General features: G+C 69.3%; 28 protein-coding genes and 1 pseudogene. 12 read left to right on the top strand and 17 right to left on the bottom strand.

Going from position 1 to position 23,752, the window contains the following annotated elements; translation table 11 throughout:
• Nucleotide 1 precedes the first annotated feature (1 nt).
• From ACIA5C_RS35595 to ACIA5C_RS35575, 5 genes are all read right to left on the bottom strand, one after another.
• Nucleotides 2-697: an ABC transporter ATP-binding protein gene (locus ACIA5C_RS35595; protein ID WP_396062980.1), complete on the bottom strand. Its 696-nt coding sequence runs from the start codon at nucleotides 695-697 to the stop codon at nucleotides 2-4.
• Nucleotides 694-1,371, bottom strand: a complete 678-nt coding sequence (locus ACIA5C_RS35590; RefSeq protein WP_396062978.1) for an ABC transporter ATP-binding protein — start codon at nucleotides 1,369-1,371, stop codon at nucleotides 694-696. Before ACIA5C_RS35590 ends, ACIA5C_RS35595 begins: the two co-directional genes overlap by 4 nt.
• A 195-nt stretch (nucleotides 1,372-1,566) precedes the next feature.
• On the bottom strand, nucleotides 1,567-2,025 hold the full coding sequence (locus ACIA5C_RS35585) for a lamin tail domain-containing protein (protein WP_396062976.1): 459 nt from the start codon (nucleotides 2,023-2,025) through the stop codon (nucleotides 1,567-1,569).
• Between the two features lie 111 nt (nucleotides 2,026-2,136).
• A complete protein-coding gene (locus ACIA5C_RS35580) occupies nucleotides 2,137-2,760 on the bottom strand; it encodes an alpha-ketoglutarate-dependent dioxygenase AlkB (protein ID WP_396062974.1) in 624 nt (207 codons plus the stop codon).
• Between the two features lie 9 nt (nucleotides 2,761-2,769).
• Nucleotides 2,770-4,296, bottom strand: coding sequence for an MFS transporter (locus ACIA5C_RS35575; protein ID WP_396062972.1), 1,527 nt, complete (start codon nucleotides 4,294-4,296; stop codon nucleotides 2,770-2,772).
• Nucleotides 4,297-4,330: 34 nt separating this feature from the next.
• On the opposite strand from ACIA5C_RS35575, the gene ACIA5C_RS35570 reads away from it, so the two are divergent.
• The 4 genes and pseudogenes from ACIA5C_RS35570 to ACIA5C_RS35555 form a co-directional block, all read left to right on the top strand.
• Nucleotides 4,331-5,065, top strand: coding sequence for a TetR/AcrR family transcriptional regulator C-terminal domain-containing protein (locus ACIA5C_RS35570; protein WP_396062970.1), 735 nt, complete (start codon nucleotides 4,331-4,333; stop codon nucleotides 5,063-5,065).
• Nucleotides 5,066-5,099: 34 nt separating this feature from the next.
• Entirely contained in the window at nucleotides 5,100-5,861 is a 762-nt protein-coding gene (locus tag ACIA5C_RS35565) for a class I SAM-dependent methyltransferase (protein WP_396062968.1), read from the top strand.
• A 174-nt stretch (nucleotides 5,862-6,035) separates the two neighbouring features.
• Nucleotides 6,036-6,263, top strand: coding sequence for a hypothetical protein (locus ACIA5C_RS35560; RefSeq protein WP_396062966.1), 228 nt, complete (start codon nucleotides 6,036-6,038; stop codon nucleotides 6,261-6,263).
• 214 nt (nucleotides 6,264-6,477) lie between these two features.
• Nucleotides 6,478-6,716, top strand: a pseudogene (locus ACIA5C_RS35555) (IS1380 family transposase); the annotation flags it as partial.
• Nucleotides 6,717-6,764: 48 nt separating this feature from the next.
• On the opposite strand, the gene ACIA5C_RS35550 reads toward ACIA5C_RS35555, so the two are convergent.
• The 3 genes from ACIA5C_RS35550 to ACIA5C_RS35540 are packed head-to-tail and all read right to left on the bottom strand — an operon-like array spanning nucleotide 6,765 to nucleotide 9,878.
• Nucleotides 6,765-7,853, bottom strand: coding sequence for an alcohol dehydrogenase catalytic domain-containing protein (locus tag ACIA5C_RS35550; RefSeq protein ID WP_396062964.1), 1,089 nt, complete (start codon nucleotides 7,851-7,853; stop codon nucleotides 6,765-6,767).
• Nucleotides 7,850-9,250, bottom strand: a complete 1,401-nt coding sequence (locus ACIA5C_RS35545) for an aldehyde dehydrogenase family protein (RefSeq protein WP_396063502.1) — start codon at nucleotides 9,248-9,250, stop codon at nucleotides 7,850-7,852. Before ACIA5C_RS35545 ends, ACIA5C_RS35550 begins: the two co-directional genes overlap by 4 nt.
• Nucleotides 9,237-9,878: a TetR/AcrR family transcriptional regulator gene (locus ACIA5C_RS35540; protein ID WP_396062962.1), complete on the bottom strand. Its 642-nt coding sequence runs from the start codon at nucleotides 9,876-9,878 to the stop codon at nucleotides 9,237-9,239. Before ACIA5C_RS35540 ends, ACIA5C_RS35545 begins: the two co-directional genes overlap by 14 nt.
• Before the next feature lie 70 nt (nucleotides 9,879-9,948).
• Between ACIA5C_RS35540 and ACIA5C_RS35535 the strand changes: the two genes are divergently transcribed.
• Both ACIA5C_RS35535 and ACIA5C_RS35530 read left to right on the top strand, forming a co-directional pair.
• On the top strand, nucleotides 9,949-11,121 hold the full coding sequence (locus ACIA5C_RS35535; RefSeq protein WP_396062960.1) for an acyl-CoA dehydrogenase family protein: 1,173 nt from the start codon (nucleotides 9,949-9,951) through the stop codon (nucleotides 11,119-11,121).
• Nucleotides 11,118-12,659 carry a long-chain fatty acid--CoA ligase gene (locus ACIA5C_RS35530; protein ID WP_396062958.1) on the top strand — a complete coding sequence of 514 codons (1,542 nt, stop codon included), beginning with the start codon at nucleotides 11,118-11,120 and terminating at the stop codon, nucleotides 12,657-12,659. Before ACIA5C_RS35535 ends, ACIA5C_RS35530 begins: the two co-directional genes overlap by 4 nt.
• On the opposite strand, the gene ACIA5C_RS35525 is transcribed toward ACIA5C_RS35530, so the two are convergent.
• Nucleotides 12,624-13,061 carry a (deoxy)nucleoside triphosphate pyrophosphohydrolase gene (locus ACIA5C_RS35525; protein WP_396063500.1) on the bottom strand — a complete coding sequence of 146 codons (438 nt, stop codon included), beginning with the start codon at nucleotides 13,059-13,061 and terminating at the stop codon, nucleotides 12,624-12,626. The two genes, ACIA5C_RS35530 and ACIA5C_RS35525, sit on opposite strands and share 36 nt — an antisense overlap.
• Before the next feature lie 183 nt (nucleotides 13,062-13,244).
• Here ACIA5C_RS35525 and ACIA5C_RS35520 point away from each other — a divergent pair, with 183 nt between their 5' ends.
• Complete coding sequence (locus ACIA5C_RS35520) at nucleotides 13,245-13,556, top strand: pterin dehydratase (protein ID WP_396063498.1); 312 nt, start codon at nucleotides 13,245-13,247, stop codon at nucleotides 13,554-13,556.
• Between the two features lie 24 nt (nucleotides 13,557-13,580).
• Complete coding sequence (locus ACIA5C_RS35515) at nucleotides 13,581-13,943, top strand: PH domain-containing protein (protein WP_396062956.1); 363 nt, start codon at nucleotides 13,581-13,583, stop codon at nucleotides 13,941-13,943.
• Here ACIA5C_RS35515 and ACIA5C_RS35510 read toward each other — a convergent pair.
• From ACIA5C_RS35510 to ACIA5C_RS35490, 5 genes are all read right to left on the bottom strand, one after another.
• On the bottom strand, nucleotides 13,931-14,674 hold the full coding sequence (locus ACIA5C_RS35510) for a Type 1 glutamine amidotransferase-like domain-containing protein (RefSeq protein WP_396062954.1): 744 nt from the start codon (nucleotides 14,672-14,674) through the stop codon (nucleotides 13,931-13,933). The genes ACIA5C_RS35515 and ACIA5C_RS35510 overlap by 13 nt on opposite strands.
• Nucleotides 14,671-15,489: a nucleotidyltransferase domain-containing protein gene (locus ACIA5C_RS35505; protein ID WP_396062952.1), complete on the bottom strand. Its 819-nt coding sequence runs from the start codon at nucleotides 15,487-15,489 to the stop codon at nucleotides 14,671-14,673. The genes ACIA5C_RS35510 and ACIA5C_RS35505 overlap by 4 nt, the downstream gene beginning before the upstream one ends.
• Entirely contained in the window at nucleotides 15,480-16,217 is a 738-nt protein-coding gene (locus ACIA5C_RS35500; protein WP_396062950.1) for an SAM-dependent methyltransferase, read from the bottom strand. The genes ACIA5C_RS35505 and ACIA5C_RS35500 overlap by 10 nt, the downstream gene beginning before the upstream one ends.
• Before the next feature lie 40 nt (nucleotides 16,218-16,257).
• Entirely contained in the window at nucleotides 16,258-17,283 is a 1,026-nt protein-coding gene (locus ACIA5C_RS35495; protein WP_396062948.1) for a G5 domain-containing protein, read from the bottom strand.
• A 119-nt stretch (nucleotides 17,284-17,402) separates the two neighbouring features.
• Complete coding sequence (locus tag ACIA5C_RS35490; protein ID WP_396062946.1) at nucleotides 17,403-17,972, bottom strand: NADPH-dependent FMN reductase; 570 nt, start codon at nucleotides 17,970-17,972, stop codon at nucleotides 17,403-17,405.
• A 74-nt stretch (nucleotides 17,973-18,046) separates the two neighbouring features.
• On the opposite strand from ACIA5C_RS35490, the gene ACIA5C_RS35485 reads away from it, so the two are divergent.
• From ACIA5C_RS35485 to ACIA5C_RS35475, 3 genes are read left to right on the top strand one after another with little or no spacing between them, the layout of a single operon-like run.
• Nucleotides 18,047-18,532 carry a MarR family winged helix-turn-helix transcriptional regulator gene (locus tag ACIA5C_RS35485; RefSeq protein ID WP_396062944.1) on the top strand — a complete coding sequence of 162 codons (486 nt, stop codon included), beginning with the start codon at nucleotides 18,047-18,049 and terminating at the stop codon, nucleotides 18,530-18,532.
• Nucleotides 18,533-18,562: 30 nt separating this feature from the next.
• A complete protein-coding gene (locus ACIA5C_RS35480; protein WP_396062942.1) occupies nucleotides 18,563-18,907 on the top strand; it encodes an ArsR/SmtB family transcription factor in 345 nt (114 codons plus the stop codon).
• Entirely contained in the window at nucleotides 18,897-19,385 is a 489-nt protein-coding gene (locus ACIA5C_RS35475) for an SRPBCC family protein (protein WP_396062940.1), read from the top strand. Before ACIA5C_RS35480 ends, ACIA5C_RS35475 begins: the two co-directional genes overlap by 11 nt.
• A gap of 98 nt (nucleotides 19,386-19,483) precedes the next feature.
• On the opposite strand, the gene ACIA5C_RS35470 is transcribed toward ACIA5C_RS35475, so the two are convergent.
• From ACIA5C_RS35470 to ACIA5C_RS35460, 3 genes are all read right to left on the bottom strand, one after another.
• Entirely contained in the window at nucleotides 19,484-20,164 is a 681-nt protein-coding gene (locus ACIA5C_RS35470) for a hypothetical protein (protein WP_396062938.1), read from the bottom strand.
• Between the two features lie 249 nt (nucleotides 20,165-20,413).
• On the bottom strand, nucleotides 20,414-20,908 hold the full coding sequence (locus ACIA5C_RS35465; protein WP_396062936.1) for a methylated-DNA--[protein]-cysteine S-methyltransferase: 495 nt from the start codon (nucleotides 20,906-20,908) through the stop codon (nucleotides 20,414-20,416).
• Between the two features lie 95 nt (nucleotides 20,909-21,003).
• Complete coding sequence (locus ACIA5C_RS35460) at nucleotides 21,004-22,431, bottom strand: DNA-3-methyladenine glycosylase 2 family protein (protein ID WP_396062934.1); 1,428 nt, start codon at nucleotides 22,429-22,431, stop codon at nucleotides 21,004-21,006.
• Between the two features lie 100 nt (nucleotides 22,432-22,531).
• Here ACIA5C_RS35460 and ychF point away from each other — a divergent pair, with 100 nt between their 5' ends.
• Nucleotides 22,532-23,617 carry a redox-regulated ATPase YchF gene (ychF, locus tag ACIA5C_RS35455; RefSeq protein ID WP_396062932.1) on the top strand — a complete coding sequence of 362 codons (1,086 nt, stop codon included), beginning with the start codon at nucleotides 22,532-22,534 and terminating at the stop codon, nucleotides 23,615-23,617.
• Nucleotides 23,618-23,752 lie beyond the last annotated feature (135 nt).

Below are 23,752 nucleotides of genomic sequence, written 5' to 3'. Positions count from 1 at the left end.
GTCAGAACCCCAGGTAGGCGTGCCGCAGTTCGGCGTCGTCGCGCAGGTCGCCGGCCGGCCCGCGCGCGACGACGCGCCCGAGCGCCAGCACGAGCGCCTCGTCGGCGACCGAGAGCGCGCCGCGCACGTTCTGCTCGACCAGCAGCACGGCCAGGCCGGTGCGATCGCGCAGGTCACGCAGCAGCGACATGATCTGGGCGGTCACCCGCGGCGCCAGCCCGAGCGACGGCTCGTCGAGCAGCAGGAGGCGCGGACCGGCGGCCAGCGCCCGGCCGATCGCCAGCATCTGGCGCTCGCCGCCGGAGAGGGAATGGCCGGGCTGACCGCGCCGCTGGGCGAGCGGCGGGAACAGGTCGTAGATCTCGTCGAGACTCGGCCGCGGTTTGCGCCACAGGCCACCGAGCCGCAGGTTCTCGTCGACGGTCATCTCGGTGATCACGCCACGGCCCTCGGGCACGTGGGCGATGCCCCGGTGGACCATGCGTTCGACCTTCGTGCCGCGAAGATCAAGGCCGTCGAACAGGATGCGCCCGGCGGTCGCCGGGACAAGACCGGAGAGCGTACGCAGGAGGGTCGTCTTGCCGGCCCCGTTCGCCCCCAGCACCGCGACGATCTTCCCGACCGGCACCTTGAGACTGATCTCGTGCAGAACCGGGGCCGCCCCGTAGCCCGAGGTCAGGCCCTCCACCTCCATCATGCGGCGGCTCCCAGGTAGGCCTCGGCGACCGCGGGATCGTCTTTGATCTGATCGGGCGGCCCGAGCGCGATCGGCTTGCCGAAGTCGAGCACCAGGATCTCGTCGCAGACCGCCATCACCAGGTCCATATGGTGCTCGACCAGCAGAACCGTGGTGTCGAGGTCGCGGATCAGGCCCTCCAGCCAGGCGATCTCGTCGGCGTCGAGACCGCCGGCCGGCTCGTCGAGCAGCAGGATGCGCGGCTCGGCGACGAGGGCCCGGGCCAGCTCCACCCGTTTGCGCAGGGCATAGGGCAGGTGGCCGGGTAATTCGTGGGCGTGCTCGGCGACCCCGGTCAGTTGCAGGGCCTGGTCGGCGTTCTTGCCGCCGACCAGCACGTTTTCCCGGACGGTCATGCCGTTGAACTGGCCGACGCCCTGAAGTGTGCGGGCGATGCCGTGCCCGGCCAGGTGATGCGGTTTCGGCCGAAAGGGACGGCCGTCCAGCGTCATCGCGCCCGACTCGGCGCGGACGAACCCGCAGACGACGTTGAAGAGCGTGGTCTTGCCGGCCCCGTTGGGCCCGATGATGCCGACGACCTGGCCCGGTGGAATGCGGAGCGAAACGTCGTCGAGAGCGGTCAGGCCGCCGAAGCGGACGGTCAGGTGTTCGAGCGCGAGCCCGGTTGTTGACATGGTTCACCCCTGCCGGACCGCTGGCGATCCCTTGTGGAGCGTGAAGGTCAACTATTTACACCTGGAGTGTAACTTTCCGCGCGCGCTGGTCAACAAGCGTTTTCGAAGCGTTATCCATCGATGGCGATTCGGGCTGCGCCGGCGCGGTCGGCGCAGCCCGTCCGGAGTGTCACCGCCGGCACGTTGTCGAGTAGCTCAGCAGTTGGTGGAGGAACCGGCACCGCTATATTTGCAGGTGTCGATGGTCTTGCTGGCCGGGTCCTTCAAAGTGGCGGTGTCGCCGTCGTTGTTCCAGATGTAGTTGCCCGACTGCCAATAGCGTTCCCACCAGTTCGGCTTGCCGTTGGTGCCGTGCCCGGTGTGGACGTAGACCGTGGTTCCCTTGGGCAACGTGCCGTAGGTGAAGGTGTAGACGTGGTTCGCCTTGTCGCGGATCGTCCAGCCCTTGAGCTGGATGGTTTTGCTGGTGTTGTTGTGTATCCGGACGTACTCGGCGTTCAGGCTGGTGTTGCTGCGGTTGTCGCTGCCCGGCGAGTCGAAGTAGATGCGGGTGAACGTCACCGACGGGGTGGTCGCGGCGTTGGCCGTGGCGGCGACGCCGAGCCCGATGACCGGGACGGCCGCGAGCAGCGCGGCGGCATATCGTTTTTTCACAAGAACCCTTCCGTAATAGGCGTGCCCATCTAATGGCATCTACCGCACGGATTCGTTCATCTATTCGGATATTTACTCGTCACCACTCGTTCGGGTAACGCAGTCCGACTTTCAGGCCACGTCGACCGGGCGGAACTGCACGCTGATGCGCGGGCCGACCGCCTTGGCCGTCTTGGGGATCGTGTGTTCCCAGGTGCGCTGGCAGGAACCGCCCATCACGATGAGGTCGCCGTGCCCGAGCGGGAACCGCAGCGGCTCGTGACCGCCGGCCCGCGGGCGCAGGGCGAGATGGCGCGGCGAGCCCAGCGAGAGAATGGCGACCATGGTGTCGTGCCGCGACGAGCGGCCGATCGTGTCGCCGTGCCAGGCGACGCTGTCACGGCCGTCGCGGTAGAGACACATGCCGGCGGTGACGAAGGGCTCGCCCAACTCGTCGGCATAGTGCGAAGACAGCTTGGCCCGGGCCTCGGTCAGTACGGGATGAGGAAGCGTCTCGTCGGCGCCGAACCAGCGCAGCAGCCGCGGCACGTCGACGACGTTGTCATACATCTTTCGGCGGTCGGCTCGCCAGTCGATGCCGAGCAGCCGCTCGAAGACCTCGTCGGAGTTGCCCAGCCAGCCCGGCAGCACGTCGACCCACGCGCCGGCGGTCAGCCGGTGCCGTTGCGGCTGCAGTTGCCCGAGAGCGGGAGCCGCGTTCGTCGAGTCGAGCATCGAGGGCTGGTAGGCGGTCATGCAGCCATGTTAGTACGCCTGTACGATCGTGCCCTCCTCCGCCGCCGTCTTCGCCGCCTTCTTCGCCGGCCGGAGCACCGACACCGCTACCACCGCGGCCGCGATCCCGCCGAACACCCCCACCGAGGCCGCCGTGGCCGTCGCGTGCACGAACGCGCTCTTCGCCACCTGCGCCAGCTGCCCGTCCCCCGTCGCGGCCGCGATCCCCAGCGCCTCGCCGATCGAGTGCCGGGCCGCGGCCGGCAACCCGTGCGGCATCGCCGACTGATAGGCCGTGGTCAGCACACTGCCCAGGACGGCAACGCTCAGCGCCGACCCGACCTGCTGCACGGTGTCGTTGACCGCCGACCCGACCCCGGCCCGTTCCTGCGGCAGGGCGGCGAGCAGCGTCCCGTACGCCGCCGGCCCGGTGATCCCGCTGCCCATGCCCATCACCACCATCGCGATCGCCAGCTTCAGGTAGCCGTCGTCCGGCCCCAGCGAGGCCAGCACCCCGAACCCGGCCGCCAGCAGCAGCATCCCGGCGGCGACCGCCGTCCGGGTGCCCACCTTCTTGTCGACCAGCACCCCGATCCCGTTGAACGCCATCGCGGTCACCAGCATCGGAATGAACGCCAGACCGGCCTTGAGCGGGGTATAGCCGAGCACGAACTGCAGATATTGGGTGATCGCGAGCACGATGCCGCCGGCCGAGAACGAGAGCAGCACGACCGAGAAGCTGGCGCCCGCGAAGTTGCGGTCGCGGAACAGCCGCATCGGCAGCATCGGCTCGGCGACCCGGCGTTCCCAGACGACGAACGTGACGAGGCCGACCAACGCAACGACGAACCCGCCCAGCGTCCGGGCCGACCCCCACCCGAGCCGGGAAGAGTTGATCACGCCCCAGACCAGGGCGGTCATGCCGATCGTCGAGAGCAGCGCGCCCAGCACGTCGGGGCGCCCGGCCGGACCGCGCGACTCCGGTATGAACGCCAGGGCGGCGACGATGCCCAGGCCGGCGACCGGGATGTTCATCAGGAAAATCGAGCCCCACCAGAAGTGCTGCAGGAGAGCACCGCCGGCCAGCGGGGCACCGAGCGCACCGAGCATCAGCACCGAGCTCCAGATCGCGATCGCCTTCTTACGCTCGGCGTCGTCGAACACGGTGGTCAGGATCGACAGGGTGCCCGGCATCAGGAACGCGGCGCCGGCGCCCATCACCGCGCGTACGGCAATGAGCTGGCCCGGCGACTGGCAGAAGGTGGCGACGGCCGAGGCGATCCCGAAGATCGCCATGCCGGTGACCAGGCCCTTCCGGCGCCCGTGCCGGTCCGACAGGCCGCCCGCGGTGAGCAGCAAACCGGCGAAGACCAGGATGTAGGCGTCGATGATCCACTGGATGTCGGCGGTCCCGGCGCCCAGGTCGCGGATGAGCGACGGGATCGCGATGTTCAGCACCATGTTGTCGATGACGACCACCAGCATGCTCAGGCAGAGCACGGCCAGGATCAGCCAGCGGCGCGGATTCCGCTCTTTCTCGTACGCTGTACTAGCCACTCGCACACTGTACGAGCCTGGATAGGATGGTGCAATGCCGGATTTCTTCGCCGACTCGGTGTTCCTGCGTCCGCCCCGCTCCCGCAGCGGCCAGCCCACGCTGAGCCGGGAACAGATCGTCAAGGCGGCGATCGAACTCCTCGACGCGGAAGGCCCGGCCGGCCTGAGCATGCGCAAACTCGGCACCCGCCTCGGCGCCGGCGCCACCTCGATGTACTGGCACGTCACCAACAAGGACGAACTGCTCGAGCTGGCGGTCGACGAGGTGATGGGCGAGGCCTACGTGCCCGAGCCGGGCGACACCGGCTGGCGGATCGGCCTCTCCGTCTGGGCCAACGGCATGCACGCCATGCTGCTGCGACACCCGTGGGTGACAGGCCTGCTCGGCACCCGCCCGACCCTCGGCCCCAACGCGATGCGCATGGGCGAGCGGGCGGTCACGCTGCTCACCGTCGCCGGCTTCGAAGGTCTCGAGATCTCCCACGTGATGTCCCTGGTCAACGCCCACGCCCTCGGCTCCGCCGCCACGCAGAACGCGGTGGTCGTCGCCACCCGCAATGCGGGCGTCCCGATCACCGACCTGGCCGCCCGGCTGGAGCCTTACCTCGACAAACTCGCCCCCGACCACCCCAACTACGACAAGTGGCGCCGGGAAAACCGGGCCTCGACGCTCGACACGGTCAAGATCTGGGACGAGGGCTTCGCCTTCGGCCTCGACCGCATCCTCGACGGCCTGGCCCAATGGCTCGAGGCCAAAAAGCGGGCTTGACCCGGCCCCCGGGGCACAGGTCTAGCGTCGCCCCATGTCTTCCGGCGATGTCGACTACGAAACCCACGGCGACGGATATGCATGGGTGCGCCGCCCCGACCCGCGCATAGCGGCGCTGATCCATTCCGCGCTGGGCGACGCCCGCACGGTGCTCAACGTGGGCGCCGGCGCCGGTTCCTACGAGCCCTCGGACCGCCACGTCGTCGCGGTCGAACCGTCGGCCACCATGCGCGCCCAACGCCCGTCGTCGCTGGTCCCCGCCGTGAACGCGAATGCTGAGCAACTCCCATTCGACGACAACTCGTTCGACGCCGCGATGGCCACCGTCACCGTCCACCAGTGGCGCGACGCGACCCGAGGCCTCGCCGAAGTACGCCGAGTCGCCCGCGGCCCGGTAGTCGTCCTCACCTTCGACGGCGACGCCCTGGACCGCTTCTGGCTGGCCGCCTACGCCCCCGAGCTGATAGCCGCCGAACGCCGTCGCTACCCACCGATCCCCCACCTGGCGGCCGCGATCGGCCGCACGTCGGTCACCGAGGTCCCGGTCCCGATCGACTGCGTCGACGGCTTCACCGAGGCCTTCTACGCCCGCCCGGAAAGCTTCCTCGACGAGCGCGTGCGGGCGGCCCAGTCAGCGTGGACCTTCATCACGCCGGAGGCGACCCAGCGCACCGTCGAAACCTTGCGCCAGGACCTGACCTCCGGCCGGTGGGACCAGACGTACGCCGAGTGGCGCACCCAGCCACACTTCAACGGCTCCCTGCGCCTCCTAACCGGCCGTCCCCGAACCGCATAAAGACTGCGGAAGTCTTCCATTCGTCCGAACATGATCAAGCTCATCGAGCAACGAGGGGAGGCTCGTGGACCGATCCTGGGCAACGGTTCGGCGGCCTTGCCCGCCCGCATGAGCTGGTAATAGGTTTCGGCCCGACACGCCGGACTGAGGTCCGGTATATGGGCACCGTGAGTGATGGCACCGGACTTCGTCGAACAGCGGAGGCAGTCTGACGGCGACGGTCGGCAGTTGTCACCGGAGCAGGCCGCCGCAACGGCAATGGTGGCCGAAGCCAAGGCCCGCGGTCCGGAACTGCCCGGCCCGAACGGCCTGTTGGAGTTGTTCACCAAGAAAGTTCTCGCAACCGCGTTGAAGGAGCAGATGACCGAGCACTCAGGTCACGAGTGTGGGCTGGCGCGGTAGCAGGGTGATGGTCCAGCCGTCGGTCTCGTCGTGGGCTTGCGCGCAGCATTCGCAGAGGCGAAGTTCAACGGCACCGTTGCGGGCGAGGTGGGTACCCTCGTTCCACGGGCAGCCTTGACAGCCGGACACGACGTTGCGTTCCTGCTGCTCCGGTGTCATGCCGCGGCCTCTCCGTGAACGGGAGTTGCCTTCCCATCCGGGATGATCTGGCTGCCACGCACGCGTCGAGGACCGCATCGATGCGGCACAGACACCGGCTTCTGCCGATTCCCCGCCCGCCTGTTCGCGATCAACCCAAGCCTGGCTCGAACTCGCCTCACCGGTATCGACCTGCTCCCCTGGACCCAGATGCTGCTCCTGGACGGCGACCTCGCCGCCGCCGAACACAAGAAGCTGCGCTACCGACTGCTGCACGTCGCCGCCCGCATCACCCGCACCGCCCGCGAAACGCGGCGACGCACCGCCGAAGCGCCGACCTCGGTACGGACCCACAACGCCCGGCTAGAGAACGACGACGGAGCGGGCGCCCTCGCCTCGGGCCATGCGGTCGAAGGCGGCCGGCACGTCGGCCAGGGTGATGCGGTCGGTGATCAGGTGGTCGAGGGAGAGTTTGCCGTCCAGGACGTCGGCGGCCAGCAACGGGATCTCGACGTCGGGGTCGGACGAGCCGTAGACCGACGACCGCAGGGTGCGGGCCGACGAGAAGATGTCGAGGGCGCTCAACGAAACCATGTCGTCGTTGGCGCCCATGCCGACCACCGTCACCTGGCCGCCTCGACGCGTCGCGCGCCACGCCGCGCGGATGGTCGCGGAGCGGCCCACGCACTCGAACGCGTGGTCGGCCCCGAGGCGGGAGGTGCGCGTCCGGATCTCCTTGGACAGGTTGTCGGACGACACCAGGAAATCGGTTGCGCCGGCCGCCTCGGCCAGGGCCTTCTTGGCGTCGGACACGTCGACGGCGATCACCGATGCGGCGCCCGCCGCGCGTGCGGCCGCGACCACCGACAGGCCGACGCCACCCAGGCCGATCACGACCACGGTCTCGCCGGGCTGAACCCGGGCCGTGTTGCGGACCGCGCCCGTCCCGGTCAGCACGCCGCAGCCCAGCAGCGCCGCGAGCTCGAAGTCCAAATCGGCGGGTACGCGGATTACCGCGTTTGCCGGGGCGACCACCTGCTCGGCGAACGCGCCCAAACCCAGGCCCACGAAGACCGGGTCACCGTCCATCGTGATGCCGTTTTCCAGCGCGGCCACCCCCGACGACGTCGAGCACAGCCACGGCTGGCCGTGGGTGCAGAACCAGCACTCGCGGCACGCCGGCTGCCAGTTGAGCACCACGTGGTCGCCGGCCGCGACGCGGGTGACGTGCTCGCCCGCCTCGACGACCTCGCCGGCTGCCTCGTGGCCGAGGACCAGCGGGTGGGGCGGCTGCAGGGTGCCGTTGATCATGGACAGGTCGGAGTGGCAGACGCCGGCGGCGCGCACCCGGACCCGCACCTGGCCCGGCCCGATCTCGGGCAACCGCAACTCCTCGACGGACGGGGCCGAGGCGGACGAGCGGACGACGACGCCCGGAAAGTAAGGATTCACCGTTGGATGGCCTTCGTTTGCTGGAACTCGGCGAGGCCGTACGCACCCAGTTCGCGCCCGACCCCGGACTGCTTGTAACCGCCGAACGGCGCGAACGGGTTGAACGCGCCCCCGTTCACATCGACCGCACCGGTGCGCAGGCGCCGGGCGACGGCCAGCGCGCGGTCGTCGGAGCCCCAGACGCCGCCGGCCAGGCCGTACCGCGAGTTGTTGGCGATCGCGACCGCGTCGTCGTCCGAATCGAACGGGATGATCGACAGCACCGGGCCGAAGATCTCTTCCTGCGCGAGCTCGGAGGACGGGTCGACGTCGGCGAAGACCGTCGGCGCGACGAAGTGACCGGCCGGGGGCAGCGGCGCGTCGGGACCGCCGGCCACCAGCCGAGCCGTTGCGCGCTCGACGAAACCGAGGACCCGTGCCTTCTGCGACGCGGAAACCAGCGGCCCCAGGCGGGTCGCGTCGTCGAACGGGTCGCCGACCGAATAGGAGGCGGCAGCCTTGGCGGCCAAGGCGACCGCCTCGTCGTAGCGCGACCGGGCGACCAGCATGCGCGTCCATGCCGTGCAGGTCTGGCCGGAATTCAAGAAGGCGTTGCCCACCCCGACCTTGACCGCCCGGGTCACGTCGGCGTCGTCGAGGATCACGTTGGCCGACTTGCCGCCCAGCTCGAGGGCGACCTTGGCGATGCGGTCGGCCGCGGCGTGGGTGATCGCGCGGCCGGTCGCGGTCGAGCCGGTGAACGACACCATGTCGACGTCGGGGTGACCGGCGATGGCCGCGCCGACGACCGGGCCGGTGCCGGTGACCAGGTTGAGGACCCCGGCCGGCACGCCCGCCTCGTCGGCGGCGTCGATGAGCAGGTAGGCCACGAGCGGCGTCAACTCGCTCGGCTTGAGCACGACCGTGCAGCCCGCCGCCAGGGCGGCCGCGACCTTGGCCACCACCTGGTGCAACGGGTAGTTCCACGGGGTGATCGCGCCGACCACCCCGACCGGTTCGTGGACGATCAACGAGTTGCCGACGGTTTCTTCCGGCACCGGTCGCGCGGCCAGGTCGGCGTACCCCTTCAGGACCGTGAGCGGGAGTCCGGCCTGCACCCTCTCGGCGACCTTGCGCGGCGTGCCCAGCTCGAGCCCGACCGTGCGGGCGATGTCGCCCGCCCGGGCGGCAAGGGAGGCGTGCAGCCGGTCGAGCACCGCCCCGCGCGAAGCCATCGGGGTGCCCGCCCAGCCGTCGAAAGCAGCGCGCGCCGCGGCCACCGCGTTGTCCACATCGGACGCCGTGCCCGCCGGGACATGGCCGAGCACCTCCTCGGTCGACGGGTTCTCGACCGCAATGCGGTCTCCCGGGGATGAAACCCAGGAGCCGCCGATATAGAGCCGGTCACGCTCGAACATCATCAACACGATCCTCCCGACGAGACGCCAGCAAGCCATTGATCAATAGGTCCAGGCCGAGCTCGAACGCGCCCTCGTCCACCGCCACATGATGCTCTGCCAGGCGGGGCGCCGCTTGCAGGTGTGGATAACGCTCGTAGAGCTCGGGATCGATGTCGAAGCCGAGCGCGAACGACCCGAGCGCCGACCCGGTCACCAGGTAGCGCATCAGGGCACCGATGTGGGTGGCCCGCGCGGGCGGCCAGCCGGCATCGATCAGGGCGCCGTAAACCACGTCGGCCATGGCCAGGGCGGCCGGCCGGCGGCCGGGACCATGCGCCAGCACGGGTACGACGTTGGGGTGCGCCACCAGCACGGCGTGGTAGGACCGCGCCCACGACCGCAAGGCCGACGCCCAATCGGCGGTCCCGAAAGCGGCAAGCGAGACCTGGGAGATGACCCCGTCCGCCACCGCGTCCAAAATGTCGGCCTTGGTAGGAAAGTGGTTGTAGAGCGACGGTCCCTGGACCCCCAGCTCGGTCGCCAGCCGCCGCATCGACAGCGCTTCCAACCCCTCGGCATCGACCAGCGCCGACGCCGCATCGACAATGCGTTGCCTGGTCAGCAGCGTTTGCCGGGGCCGAGCCATGACCACTCCCCAAAGAAGCCCGAAAAAGAAGCACTGGACGTGTAAAAACTTACGCCGCTAGTTTAAACGCATGGACTTCTCCCTCAGCGACGAAGAGCGTGCGATTCGCGATACCGCCCGTCAATTCATCACCCGCGAAGTCATGCCGCTGGAGCAGGAGGCCCTGCTGCGCGAGCGCCGCCACCAGCCCGGCCTGGAGCCGAGCGAGTTGCGCGAGTTGCAGCTCAAGGCGAAGAAGTTCGGCTTCTGGGGCCTCTCGACCCCCGAGGAGTACGGCGGGATGAACCTGCCGGCCGTACTCCAGTCGCTGATCGTGACCGAGGTGGGCCGCACGTTCGTGCAGTTCAAGTTCGGCGGCGACGCCGACAACATCCTCTACTACGCGAACGAGGACCAGAAGCGGGAGTTCCTGATCCCCACCATCGAGGGTGAGCGGATCTCCTGCTTCGCGATCACCGAGCCGGGCGCCGGTTCCGACGCGGCCAACATCAAGCTGCGCGCGGTGCGGGACGGCGACGACTGGGTGCTCAACGGCGAAAAGACGTTCATCACCAACGGCAACGACGCCGACTTCGTCATCGTGGTCGCGGTGACCGACCCGTCCCGCAAGGCCAGCGACGGCGGCGCGACAGCGTTCCTGGTCGACCGCTCGATGGGCTGGCGCTCGGAGTTCATCCAGACCATGGGTGAGGGCGGCCCGGCGTCGCTGATCTTCGAGGACGTCCGGGTGCCGGCCCGAAACATGCTCGGCGAGCCGGGCCAGGGCTTCGAGCTCGGCATGAAGTGGATCGGCAAGGGCCGCTACCTGATCCCGTCGAACGCCCTGGGCATCGCCGAGCGGGCGCTCGGCATGGCGATCGAGTACGCCAACACCCGCGAGACCTTCGGCAAGAAGATCGGCACCAACCAGGCGATCCAGTGGATGATCGCCGACTCCGAGGTGGAGCTGGAAGCGGCCCGCTGGCTGATCCTGCGCGCGGCCTGGACGGTGGACCAGGGCTGGGATCCACGGCATTCTTCGTCCATGGCGAAGCTCTTCGGCGCGGGCATGGTCAACCGGGTGGTCGACCGGGTGATGCAGGTTCACGGCGGCATGGGTTACACACGTGAGCTTCCGATCGAGCGGTGGTACCGGCAGGTGCGGCTCATGCGCATCTACGAGGGCACCGACGAGATGCAGCGACTCATCATCTCCCGCGACCTGCTCCGCGGGTACACCAAGATCGGAGGGCATCTCAATTGACCAGCCTCTCCTTGGCGACCGTCCTCGCCGAGGCCGCCCGCCGCTATCCCGACAAGATCGCCGTGGTCGACGGCGCCGCCCGGGTCACCTACCGCGACCTCTGGGCCGAGTCGCTCGCCTTCGCGGCCGGGCTGCGTGAACTCGGCATCGGCAAGGGCGACAAGGTCGCCGTACAGATCCCCAACGTGGCCGACTTCCCGCGCGTCTATTTCGCCGCCCTGGCGGTCGGCGCCGCGGTGGTCCCGGTGCATCTTCTGCTCACGCCGGAGGAGATCGCGTACGTCCTGGCCGACAGCGAAGCCAAGTTGCTCGTCTCGCACTCCAGTCAACTGGCCGGCGGAGCCGCGGCGGCGAAGCTGGCGAACCTGCCGGTGGCTTCCGTCGGGCCGCTGCCGGAGGGCGTCGACGTGCAGCGCCTCGAAGAGGTGTCGGCCGGCCGCACGCCGCTGCGCACCTACGAGACCGTGGAGGCGGAGGACGTCGCGGTCGTCTTCTATACCAGCGGGACGACCGGCAAGCCCAAGGGCGCGCTGCTCACCCACCTCAACCTGGTGATGAACACGATCGTCAACGTCTTCGACATCCACGAGATGCACAACGACGACGTGGTGATGGGCTGCCTGCCGCTGTTCCACATCTTCGGCCAGACGGTCGGCATGAACGGCACCTTCCGCCTCGGCGGCACGCTGGTGCTGATGGCCCGGTTCACCGGCGAGGGCGTCATCGACCTGATGGTGCGGGAGAAGGTGACCGTTTTCCACGGCGTCCCGACGATGTACATCGCGCTGCTCGAGGCCGCGGCGAAGGCCGACCGGCTCCCCGACCTGCGGCTGTGCATCTCGGGTGGCGCCGCCCTGCCGGTCGCCGTGCTGGAACGGTTCAACGAGGTGTTCCACGCCGAGATCTTCGAGGGCTACGGCCTGTCCGAGACCTCGCCGACCGCGACCACCAACCAGCCGGCGTACGGCACCCGGGCCGGCACGGTCGGCCACTCGATCTGGGGCGTCGACGTCGAGGTGGCCCGGCCCGAGGTCGACGAGCGCATCGAGCTGATGGAGCCGGGCGAACTAGGCGAGATCGTGATCCGCGGGCACAACGTCTTCGCGGGTTACCTCAACAATCCGGCGGCGAGCGCCCAGGCGCTGGTCGACGGCTGGTTCCGGACCGGCGATCTGGGCACGAAGGACGCCGAGGGCTTCGTGACGATCGTCGACCGCAAAAAGGACCTGGTGATCCGGGGCGGCTTCAACGTCTATCCCCGCGAGGTCGAGGAGGCGCTGGCCCGCCATCCGGCAGTGATGCAGGTGGCGGTCATCGGCATGCCGGATCCGGTGCACGGCGAGGAGATCTGCGCGGTGATCGTGCCCGATCCGGGCGGGGTGACGGCCGACGAGCTCATCGAGTGGTCGAAGGAGCGGCTCGGCCGGCACAAATACCCGCGGCAGATCCGGTTCGTGGAGTCGCTGCCGCTGGGGCCGAGCATGAAGGTGCTCAAGCGGCAGCTACGAAAGACCTTTGCGGAGGAGCAGGCCGGGTAACTCGGCGACGATCGGCTGGTCCGCGGGCAGCCAGGGCACACTGTCCAGCTCGTCCGGGGCCAGCCAGCGCATGGACCGGTGCTCCAGCGCCTGCGGCTGGTCGCCGCCGAGAAGACGTACGGCGAAGACGCGCAACACCGCCCGTCCATGAGCGAGCGGCACGTCGGGGCCGACGCGGTCGCCGACCTCGACGCGTACGCCCAGTTCCTCGACGCATTCGCGGGCCAGCGCCTGCTGGTCGCTCTCGCCCGGCTCGACCTTGCCGCCGGGGAACTCCCAGCGGCCGGCGGCCTCGGGGGGCGACGAACGCTCGCAGGCCAGCACGCGACCATCGTCGACGATCGCGGCCGCCACGATCACCCTCGGTGATCGCGACTGTCTAACACTGCGTTCCTGCGGCATGAGATCAGAGCTTCCCATAAAACTTAACCGTTCAGCTTGCCCGAGGCGTCCCGATCGTCACGCAAACACGCATATGTGGGCGTGGACATGTTTGACATGGAAGACAAGACTGTCTGCACCGACCATGACGACACGGCGACAGTTTGGCCACAAGCCGGCAACGACGCCGAGGGGGGTGCGGCGATGCGGGCCAGAAGACGGCGCACGAACGGGACCGACTACCTGAGCGACGCCTTGGCTCTGCTGAGCGGCTGGACGCGCGACGGCGTTCAGCTCAAGCGGGAACTCGCGTGCGACGACAGCCAGCATGCCGCATTGACCGAGCGGATCAAGGTGGCAGCGGACACACTGCACATTCGGCCCAGCATCCGACGCCTCGATGGTCACACTCAGATTCTGCTCGGCGAACGAGACGCCGAAGCCATTACCGACGGTGAAGTCACCCTTGCGGCGCGAATCGAAGACTTCTACCGGACGGTCGTCGGCATCTCATAGTTTCCGATCGCTACGCTGCCCCGCATGAGCGATGTCGTCTACGACAAAAAAGAGCAGCTGGAGCAGATCGAAAGCGGTCTGCTTGAGGGCGAGCAGGTCGTCGCGGTCTACGACGCGATCGGCGTCGGCAGTGGCTTCATCGGCCTGACCAACCGGCGGATCATCATCAAGGACAAGTCCTTCGCCGGTAACCGGGTGGCGCTGACCAGCATCCCGTACTCCAAGGTGAGCAGCGTCAGCGTGGTCAGCAACAAGAACTGGGTCGGTCAGTTCTTCTCCTCCGGCACGATCGCCATCCAGTGCGACGACAAGCTGTACGAGGTGGAGTTCCGCGGTTCCGAAAAGACCCACCACGTCCACAACGTCATCCTGCACTACGCGTCGTAGAGCAGAACCCGCGTCGGCAGCGGCGTCTCCGTCACAGAGCCGTCCGCTGCCCGCTTCAGCTCGTAGCCCGACGGGCCTTCCCGGTCGGCGACCACCTCGACCAGTTCGGTCCCCCGGTAGAGCAGCCCAGCACCGTCGTCCGTCGCGTACCCGTCGGCGAGCGTGCCGTTCGCAATCAGCTCATGCATTTTCGGCCGGCGCTGAACCTCGCCGTCGTAGTGGACGCCATTGCTGTACGGCAGCCAGCCGAGCCCGTCGGTGAAACCCCGCAACTCGCTCCCGAAGCTGTCGGTCGAGCCGCCCTGATGCCAGCAGATCGAACCGGCCGAGACGCCGGAGAGGACCACCCCGGACTGCCATGCCTCGTGGAGGATCTCGTCGAGGCCGTGCGCCCGCCAGACCGCGCACAGGTTGGCCACGCTGCCGCCGCCGACCCAGATGACGTCCTGGCTCAACAGATGAAACCGGATGTCGTCGACGTTGGGCATCGGGAACAACTGCAGATGCGAGGCGACGAACTCGGTGCCGGCGAACGCGGCATAGAACCCGCCGATGCGGGCCTCCGGATCGCCGGTCGCCTGGTAGAGCCCGCAGATTCGCGGCGCCCGGAGGTTGCCGGACAACTCGGCCGCGAACCGGTGGATCCGGCCCGGCCGCATGCTGAACTGGCCGTAGGAACCCGGCTCGAAGCTCGCGCTGGTGGCCAGGATGGTGGGTGCGTCGGCAGTCACCGGATCATCTTCGCGCACGCGTCGGCAGTGTCGAGCACGAGATCGGCGGCCGCGTCGATCGCGCTCGTCAGCCGCTCCGGACCGCCCTCGAGATGACCGAAGACCGCCTCGGCCCGCTCCCGGAAACCGGCCGGCGCGCCCGGGATCGCGGCCGCCGCGGCCACCGCGCCCTTCTCGTTGATCAGCCACCGCTGCCCGGCGCCGTGCAGCGCGTGCACGCAGACGCCGACCAGCCGGAACAGGCAACCGGCCACATAGGTGCGGTCGCGCCGGGTCACCGCCTTGCGGGCGACCGCGACCAGGAAGTCGCCCTCCCACAGGCCGCCGACCAGCGCCTCGGTCAGCGTGCGCGGATAGACCCGGACCTGCTCCTGCAGCGCGGCCAGCTCGCCCGTCGGGTCGGCCAGGATCTGCCCGAGCGCCAGCTCGCCCGGGTACGCGATGTCGACGAACCCGAGCGGATGCCCGGCCTGGTGGTGGAAGGAGTAACGCCCCTGCCGCGCCGACTCCCACACCGCGGCCACCCGGTCGAGGTCGCGATAGATCCAGTCGACCGGCTCACCGGCGATCCGCAGCCAGCCGCCGCCGTCGACCCACGGGCCCCAGCCGCCCGGCTCGGTGACCGCCGCGGACGGGCCGCCGACCCGCTTGGCCAGGGCGTCCAGCACCTCGGTGTCGAGCGGGCGGCGATAGTAGAGCCCGAGGTCGGTGTCGGACTCCGGAGTGTGGTCGCGGCGGGCCCGGCTGCCGCCGAGCACCACGCCGATCACCCCGGGCACGGCGGCCAGCTGCTCGGCCAGCCCGGTCAGCTCCACTTGCGAGCCTCGACCAGCACCCGGGTGCTGTAGGAGACGAACCGCCCGCTGGCGCTGATCTCGTCGTGCACGGCCCGCAGTTGCACGCGGTACTTCTCGATCGTGAAGTCGGGCACCGTCCAGATCACCTTTCGCAGGAAGTGGGCTACCGCGGCGACGTCGAAGAATTCCAGGCGCAGGCGCTCACCGCGTACGTCAAGAACCTCGAGGCCGGCGGCCTCGGCAGCCGCCCGGATCTGCTCGGGGTGTTGCCACTGAGGTGGCGGCAGCGGGCCGAGCATGGCCTCGGACAACTCGCGGTTGGTGCCCGCGCCGATCTGCTGGGAGAGAAAGAGGCCGCCCGGGCGCAGGACGCGAGCGGTCGCGGGCCAGTCGGTGCCGACCGGGTGCCGGCTCACGACCAGGTCGAAAGCGGCCTCGCGGAACGGGAGACCGGCCGCCTTGACCACATGGTCGACCTTCCGCGCGGCGACCTCCGGCTGCCACTGTTCGACCGCGACCGCCAGGGGTGGTCGTCGCCGGGCGTGTGCAAGCGACCAGGCGAAGACCTCGCCGCCGCCGGTCTGCACGTCGAGGACGGTGCCGGCGTCGCCCAGACGGTCGGCAACCAGGCTCGCGTAGCCCCAGGACGGACGTTCCTCGGTCGCGCGCCCGGCGAACCAGGAGAAATCCCAGCCGTCGAGCGGGACCGCCGCCGCCTCGTCGAGCAGAGCGTCGAAAGTGTCCACCGGGGAAGTCTGCCGGGCCGGGCCCCGGACGGCAGCCGATTTAGCAACCGCGTCCGCGTCCGCCGACCTGCCAGCCGCCGCCCGTGCCGCCGCCCAGCCCGCCGTCCAGCCCGCCGCCCGGCCCAGCGCTCTGTCCGCCGGAGAGCAGGGCGAGATCGTTGCCGCTCACGCCGATCTGGCCGTTTCCGCCGCCATCGATGCTCGCCGCCGCGCTCGCGGCAGTGCTCCCGGCGGTGCTGGTGGCACTCCCGGCGGTGCTCGGGGCGCCGCTCCCGTCGGCGCTCTCGTCGCGCCGGTGATGACGGCACCACGGATCCCGGCCGATCGGCACACACAAATCGAGATCAGCGCCGCATGGGTCGGTTCCGTCGCCGACCGCGACCACTTCCGGCTGAGGCTGCCGGGTCACGGTCGAGCCGATCAGACGCCGAGCGGTCGGCCTACCGCCGGTCAGCGTCACCAGGTAGCGCAGCGTCTCCTCGCCGGCCACGCCGGGCGTCTGCACCCGCTTGCTGCCCCTCGGCAGCCCCGGGTCGCGCACGATGCGGCTGGCGTAGGGGATTTCCCTGGTCACGGTCTCGGTCCGGGTGGTGATCGCCGGCTGGGCGGCCGGCTTCGCGGGAGGGACGACCGGGCCCGGCCCGGCCTTGGCCGGCGCCGGCGGCCGGATCGGGTTCCGGCTCACTGCCCGGTTGGCCCCGGCCGGCGTACGCCCGGGGACGCCGACCGGATTTTGCAGAGGCTGCGTCGGCTGTGTCCCGTCGGCCGCGGCCGCACCGGGGGCGGCAGCGCCCGGAATTGTCGCGTCCGGCGTTGTCGCATCGGGCGCTGTTGCATCCGGCGCTGTTGCATCCGGCCCTGTTGCATCCGGCCCTGTCGCATCCGGCCCTGTCGCATCGGGAGCGGCGGCGTCACCGACTGCGGTGACGACTCGCGGCTTGGGGTCACTGCGGGTGAGCGCGGCGATGCCGGCCGCCCCGCCGCCGATCGCGATCAGCAGCGCGCTGGTGCCGGCTGCCATCCGTACGCCGAACGGCAGCCGGGCCCACCAAGACTTTCGTGGCATTTCGAGCAGTTGCCGCAATGAGTCACTAGTTGTCTGGTTTTGCACCAAAGCATTGTGCAGTGTCCGACTCGCGGATCAAGCACCGACCTTCTACCCGAAGGGGTGACGGGTCGTTTTGATCAGGCGGCTACGGGCTCGCGCAGGTGCGCCAGCGCACCGCTCCAGGCGACGACCTGGTCGATGACCGTGCCGAGAACCTGCTCGTGCCGCTCGGTGGGTACGAACGTGCTGAAGTTCTCGAAGTCGGTCATCAGCGACAGCGTGAGCTGGGCCCGGACGTCGGCCATCATCAGCTCACCGGCGACCAGGCGCAGGTGCTCGACCGCGCGGGCACCACCGACCGAGCCGTAGCTCACGAAGCCGACCGCCTTGTTGTTCCACTCGGCGAACAGGTAGTCGATCGCGTTCTTGAGCACGGCCGAGGTGGAGTGGTTGTACTCCGGCGTGACGATCACGAAGCCGTCGAACGAGCGGATCTTCTCGGCCCACTCGATGGTGTGCGGGTTGCTGTACTGACCCATCGCGGGCGGAAGCGCCTCGTCGAGGTGGGGCAGTTTGTAGTCGAGCAGGTCGATCAGCTCGAACTCCGCGTCCGTGCGCTTCGACGCGACGTCCCGCACCCACTTGGCGACGGCCTCGCCGTTGCGGCCCGGGCGCGTGCTGCCGAGGATGATGCCGATCCTGGTCATGGGGCTCTCCAGTTCTGAGCTTTAAATGCTTCGTCATGCAAATAGTTGCTCCTCGGCGTCGTAGTATCAATGTCATGTCCGCCACAGTTCCCGCTCCGTCGCCGCTGCCGGACGGCCTCCGTCCGCTCGACGCGGACGAAGAGGCGGTCATGCGCTCGCTCGGCCGCTTCCTGCGCGTCATGCCGCGCGTCCTCTCCGCCGACCTCGAGCACGAGCAGCGCATGACCTCGAGCGAATATGCGACGCTGCGCCACCTCTCCGAGGCCGAGGGCAACACGCTGCGCATGAGCGAGCTGGCCCAGGCCTGCGACATGTCGCTGAGCGGCATGACCCGGCTGGCCGACAAGCTCGAATCGCTGGGCTATCTGAGCCGCCGGAAGTGTGCCGACGACGCCCGCGGCTCCAACGCGGTGCTGACCGACAAGGGTCTCGCCCGCCTGCAGGAGGCCTGGCCAACTCACCTGGCCAGCGTCCGCCGGCACATCTTCGACCACCTCGAGGGCATCGACCTGGCCAAGCTCGCCACCGCGTTCAACGAGATCGCCAACGACGCCGGTTGACACATTCCCTTATGGGAATACGATCGTCGCATGGCACGAGCGGCGACGACGACGGACGCGTTCAACGCGGTGGCCGAGCCCCGGCGACGGCAGATCCTCGATCTGCTGGCCCAGGGTGAGCGGCCGGTCAACGACCTGGTCGAAATGCTCGGCCTGGCCCAGCCGCAGGTCTCCAAGCACCTGCGCGTGCTGCGCGAGGTCGACCTGGTGCACGTCCGCGAGGAGGGCCGGCAACGGCTCTATCGGCTGAACGCGTCCCCGCTCCGCGACATCCACGACTGGCTCGCGAAATACCAGCAGATGTGGGCTTCGCGGTTCGACGCCATGGACGCCGTACTGACCGAGCTCAAAGAGGAGGAAGATCATGGCGACTAACGGCACGGCCCGGGTGACCCTTCCGGCCGACAACCAGATCCTGATCACCCGCGAGTTCGACGCGCCCCGCCACCTGGTCTGGCGCGCCTACACCGAGCCCGAGCTCATCAAACGCTGGTGGGCCGGCGAGCGCGGCCACGTCACCAGCGTCGAGGTCGACCTGCGGGTCGGCGGCAGATGGCGTTACGTGATGCAGGCCAACGGCGGCTTCGAGGTGGCCTTCCACGGCGAATACCGCGAGATCGTGCCGCCCGAGCGCCTGGTCGGCACCGAGGCCTTCGAGGGCATCCCCGACCCGGACGCCAACGCGGCCCTGTCCACGCTCACCCTGATCGACAAGGGCGGCCGCACCTACACCGAGATGCTGATCGAGCACCGCGACCAGGCCGGCCGCGATGCTCACATCAACTCCGGGATGGAGGTCGGCATGCAGGAATCCCTGGACGCCCTCGAGCGCGTCGCCGCCTCCCTGGCCTGACCGGGCTCGCCGGGCTCCCCCGCCTCGCCGGGCTCCCCGGCCTCACGGGGCTGGCCGCTGCCTAGAGCGCCGGCCGCGAGCCGCTCGGAGGGTTCCTGTCAGGGCAGGGATGCCGTGCGGAGGGCTTCGATGACCCGGTCGGCCGCCGCGTTGGTCACCGCGTCGTTGTAGCGCTGGTAGGCGCCCGCGCTGGCCTTCTCTTTCGGCGTGGTCGTCGACTCGGGCCGCTCCAGTTGGTAGGCCCAGACTTCGCCCGCCACCCTGGCCACCTCGGACCGGATGGTGTTGGTGATCCACGTCTTGTCGGCTGCGGTCAATGCCACGGGGATGTCCTCCAGGTGCCAGGAAGCCGTACTGGCCTCTCTGCCGGTGTCGTACGACGCGCTGAAGTGCGCGTGCTCGGTGTGTGCGGATGCCCCCGTGTAAGCGCGCTTGTTCCAGCCGTTGTCGGCCTCCCAGATGCGCCGGTTGTAGATGATGTAGCGCAGCCGCTTCTCGGATCCGTTCCGGCAGCGGCCGAGCAGGAACTGGACGACCATCTCCATGGTCAGGCCCGGTTCTCGCAGGTCAATGTCCACATCGATCGCGTGGACCTCGTTGACGTGGTCGGCGTCGTGGATCGGCACCGAGCCCGTCTCGTCGGGGTTGTGGTCGCTCACCTCGTTCTGGTGCGCGGTGTCGCCGATGCTGCCGTCCGAAGCGTGATCACGGCGGGGCGCGATCTCGTTGAACTCGGCGAACAACTGCTTGAGGCAAGCCACCAGAATCCAGTCGGCCATCAGTGGGTCACTCCTCGCGTTCGCGGCGGAACGATCGGCGTGCGATCGCCCGTACCGGGAACGGTGCCCACCGCAAGGTCGTCCGAACCGGACGCGGAGTCCGTGCCCACCGACCGGGCGACAGAGCGGCCATATGTGTTGGACATAGAAGGCGTTGTACCCAGAACAGACCTATCTGAATACTCAGGACCGGAAATATTGATCCCGGCCAAAGGCTCTCTTAAGCTCTCGTAACGCCGTGTTGCCTGGTCAGGCCGCCTCGTAGTCAAGCAGCCAGCGCTTCACCGGAAGCCCCCAGCGGTAGCCGCCGAGCGACCCGTCCCGGCGCAGCACCCGGTGGCACGGCGTGAAGAACGCCACCGGGTTTTGCGCGCAGGCGGCCGCGGCCGCCCGCACCGCCGCCGGGCGCCCGGCCCGCTCGGCGAACTCCGAATAGGTCACCGGAGCACCCGGCTTGATCTCGCGCATGACCTTCCAGGCGTAGGCCATGAACACCCCGGCCGTCTCCTGCTCGACCGGCACATCGTCGATCGCTGTCCGGTCGCCGGCGAAGTAGGCACGGATCGCCTCTCCGACCATGCCGATGTCGTCGGCCGGTTCCGCCGGCTCGCGCAGGCGGGGGTGAATCAAGGACAGGAGGGCGTCGGTCGACTCGGTGAAACCGGCCGCCCGCACCGCGCCGGCCCGGCTCGTCACCACGGTCAGCGGGCCGGCCGGAGTGCTCAAGGTGTGGTGCTTCAACATGTCGTCCTCCTGGGGTTCGAGGCTCCTCAGCCTGGCCCATGGCTCCCGGCCGCGTCGTGCCCTCTTGTTCGTCTGTGGACAACCGGGTCGTCCACCTAGCTCGCCCTCCACAGGCGGATCAGTGCGTACGATCGCCAGGGACGCCACCTCTCGGCGTGCTTCCCCAGCGCGGCCGGGGTGTCGGGCAGGCCGAGCGCCCGCGCACCCCGCCGCACCGCGATGTCAGTCGGGAGAAATACGTCCGGGTCGCCGATCGCACGCATCGCGACGTAGCCCGCCGTCCACGCGCCGACCCCCGGCAACTCCATGAGCCGGGCCGTCGACTCGTCGCGGTCCGCGCCCGGCTCCAGGTCGAGCTTCCCGTCGGCGACCGCCCCGGCCAGCGCACGGACCGTCTCCCGCCGCGCCGCCGGCATGCCGAACGCCGAGTCCGGCAGGTCGGCGATCACCGCGGCGGCCGGGAAACCGACCAACTCGTCCCCGTCTCCGAAGGAACCCGCCGCCCGCAGCATGCGGATCAGCGTCGTCCGTGCGCCGGCCACACTCACCTGCTGCCCGACGACCGCTCGCACGGCCATCTCGAAGCCGTCGGCGGAACGCGGTACGCGTACGCCCGGCTCGGCCGAGACCGCCGCGCTCAGCGCGGAATCGGCCGCCAGCATCGCATCGACCGCGACCGGATCGGCGTCCAGGTCGAACAGCCGCCGGCAACGGGCGACGGCCGGCGCCAGATCACGCACGTCGCTCAGCCGCAAGGTCGCCGAGACCCACCGGTCGGCCGGGGTCAGCGCGACGGTCGCGCTTCCGTGGGGCAAGGTCAGACCCCGGCGGTACGCGTTCCCGATACGTTCCTCCACTCCCGGAAGGGCCCGCGCCTGCAGGAAACCGAGGAGCGACGCGGCGTGCAGCGGAGCCCGGTACGCCAGCCGGAGGTTGATCGACCCGGGCTCGGTGTGTGCCGTCGGGCGGCGTTCGCGCAGTTGGCCGGGCGCTTGCGCGTACACTTCCTGGATCGTGTCGTTGAACTGGCGCACGCTGCCGAAACCCGCCGCGAAGGCGATCTCGGCGAGGCCGAGATCGGTGGTTTCGATGAGCACCCGGGCGGTCTGGGCGCGCTGCGCCCGGGCCAGCGCCAGCGGCCCGGCGCCCAACTCCGCGGTGAGCAGGCGGTTGAGGTGCCGCTCGGTGTAGCCGAGGCGGCTCGCCAAGCCGGGAACGCCGTCCCGGTCGACGACCCCGTCGCCGATCAGCCGCATCGCGCGCCCGACCAGGTCGGCCCGCACGTCCCACTCCGGGGAGCCGGGCGCCGCGTCCGGGCGGCAGCGCTTGCAGGCGCGGAAGCCGGCCCGCTGGGCGGCGGCCGCGCTCGGGTAGAACGCGACGTTCTGCCGCTTCGGCGTCATCGCCGGGCAGGACGGACGGCAATAGATGCCGGTGCTGCGTACGGCGGTGTAGAACCAGCCGTCGAAGCGCTGGTCCCGGCTGTCCACGGCCCGGTAGCACCGTTCGAAGTCCAGTTCCATGGTCCTCAGTCTGCTCTGGCGCCGCCGCTGGTGGCTGGCGGTTTTCGGACATCACCGTGCGTTTTCGTCGTGCTCCGTTCGCTGCGTAGACTCGACGTTCGTGAGCCTCACCATCGGAATCGTCGGCCTGCCCAACGTCGGCAAGAGCACCCTGTTCAACGCCCTGACCAAGAACGACGTGCTCGCGGCGAACTACCCGTTCGCCACCATCGAGCCGAACGTCGGGGTGGTCGGGCTGCCCGACGAGCGCCTGGGCAAGCTGGCTGAGCTGTTCAGCAGCGAAAAGGTCATCCCGGCGCCGGTGAGCTTCGTCGACATCGCCGGTCTGGTGCGCGGCGCGTCCAAGGGCCAGGGCCGCGGCAACGCGTTCCTCGCCAACATCCGCGACGCCTCGGCCATCTGCCAGGTCGTGCGCGCGTTCTCCGATCCCAACGTGCTCCACGTCGACGGCAAGGTCTCCCCCGCCGACGACATCGAGACGATCAACACCGAGCTGATCCTGGCCGACCTGCAGACGGTCGAGAAGGCACTGCCCCGCCTGCAGAAGGAGGCCAAGCTCAAGAAGGACAAGGCCCCGTCCGTGGCGGCCGCCGAGGCCGCGTTCAACCTGCTCAACGACGGCGTCACCCTGCACGCGGGCGCAGCGGCCGCCGACATCGACGTCGACCTGCTGGCCGAGCTGCACCTGCTCACCATCAAGCCGTTCATCTACGTGTTCAACGTCGACGAGGCCGAGCTGGGCAACGCGGCGTTCCTCGACGAGATGCGCGCCCTGGTCGCCCCGGCCGAGGCCGTCTTCATGGACGCGAAGATCGAGTCGGAGCTGATCGACCTCCCGGCCGACGAGGCGATGGAACTCCTCGAGTCGACCGGCCAGACCGAGCCCGGCCTCAACCAGCTCATCCGGGTCGGCTTCCAGACGCTGGGCCTGCAGACCTACCTGACCGCCGGCCCGAAAGAGGCCCGAGCCTGGGTGATCCCGGTCGGCGCGACCGCCCCGGAGGCGGCCGGCGTCATCCACAGCGACTTCCAGCGCGGCTTCATCAAGGCCGAAATCGTCTCCTACGACGACCTGATGGCGGCCGGCTCAATGTCCGCGGCCAAGGCCGCCGGCAAGGTCCGCATGGAGGGCAAGGACTACACGATGAAGGACGGCGACGTCGTCGAATTCCGCTTCAATGTGTAGTGATGTTCCGGCTCAACATCTAGCGATTCGGCGTTCCCGGCCTAGTACTGCAACGGCACTTAAGTTGATCTTCTGCGCCAGTGGGATAGTTCGGCTTGTCGTTGTCTGCGTCGTCGGAAGCGTGACCAGCTGACG

It is taken from the genome of Actinoplanes sp. NPDC051343, from assembly GCF_044455125.1.
GTDB lineage: Bacteria > Actinomycetota > Actinomycetes > Mycobacteriales > Micromonosporaceae > Actinoplanes.
This window is presented reverse-complemented; position numbering and strand designations above follow the sequence as displayed.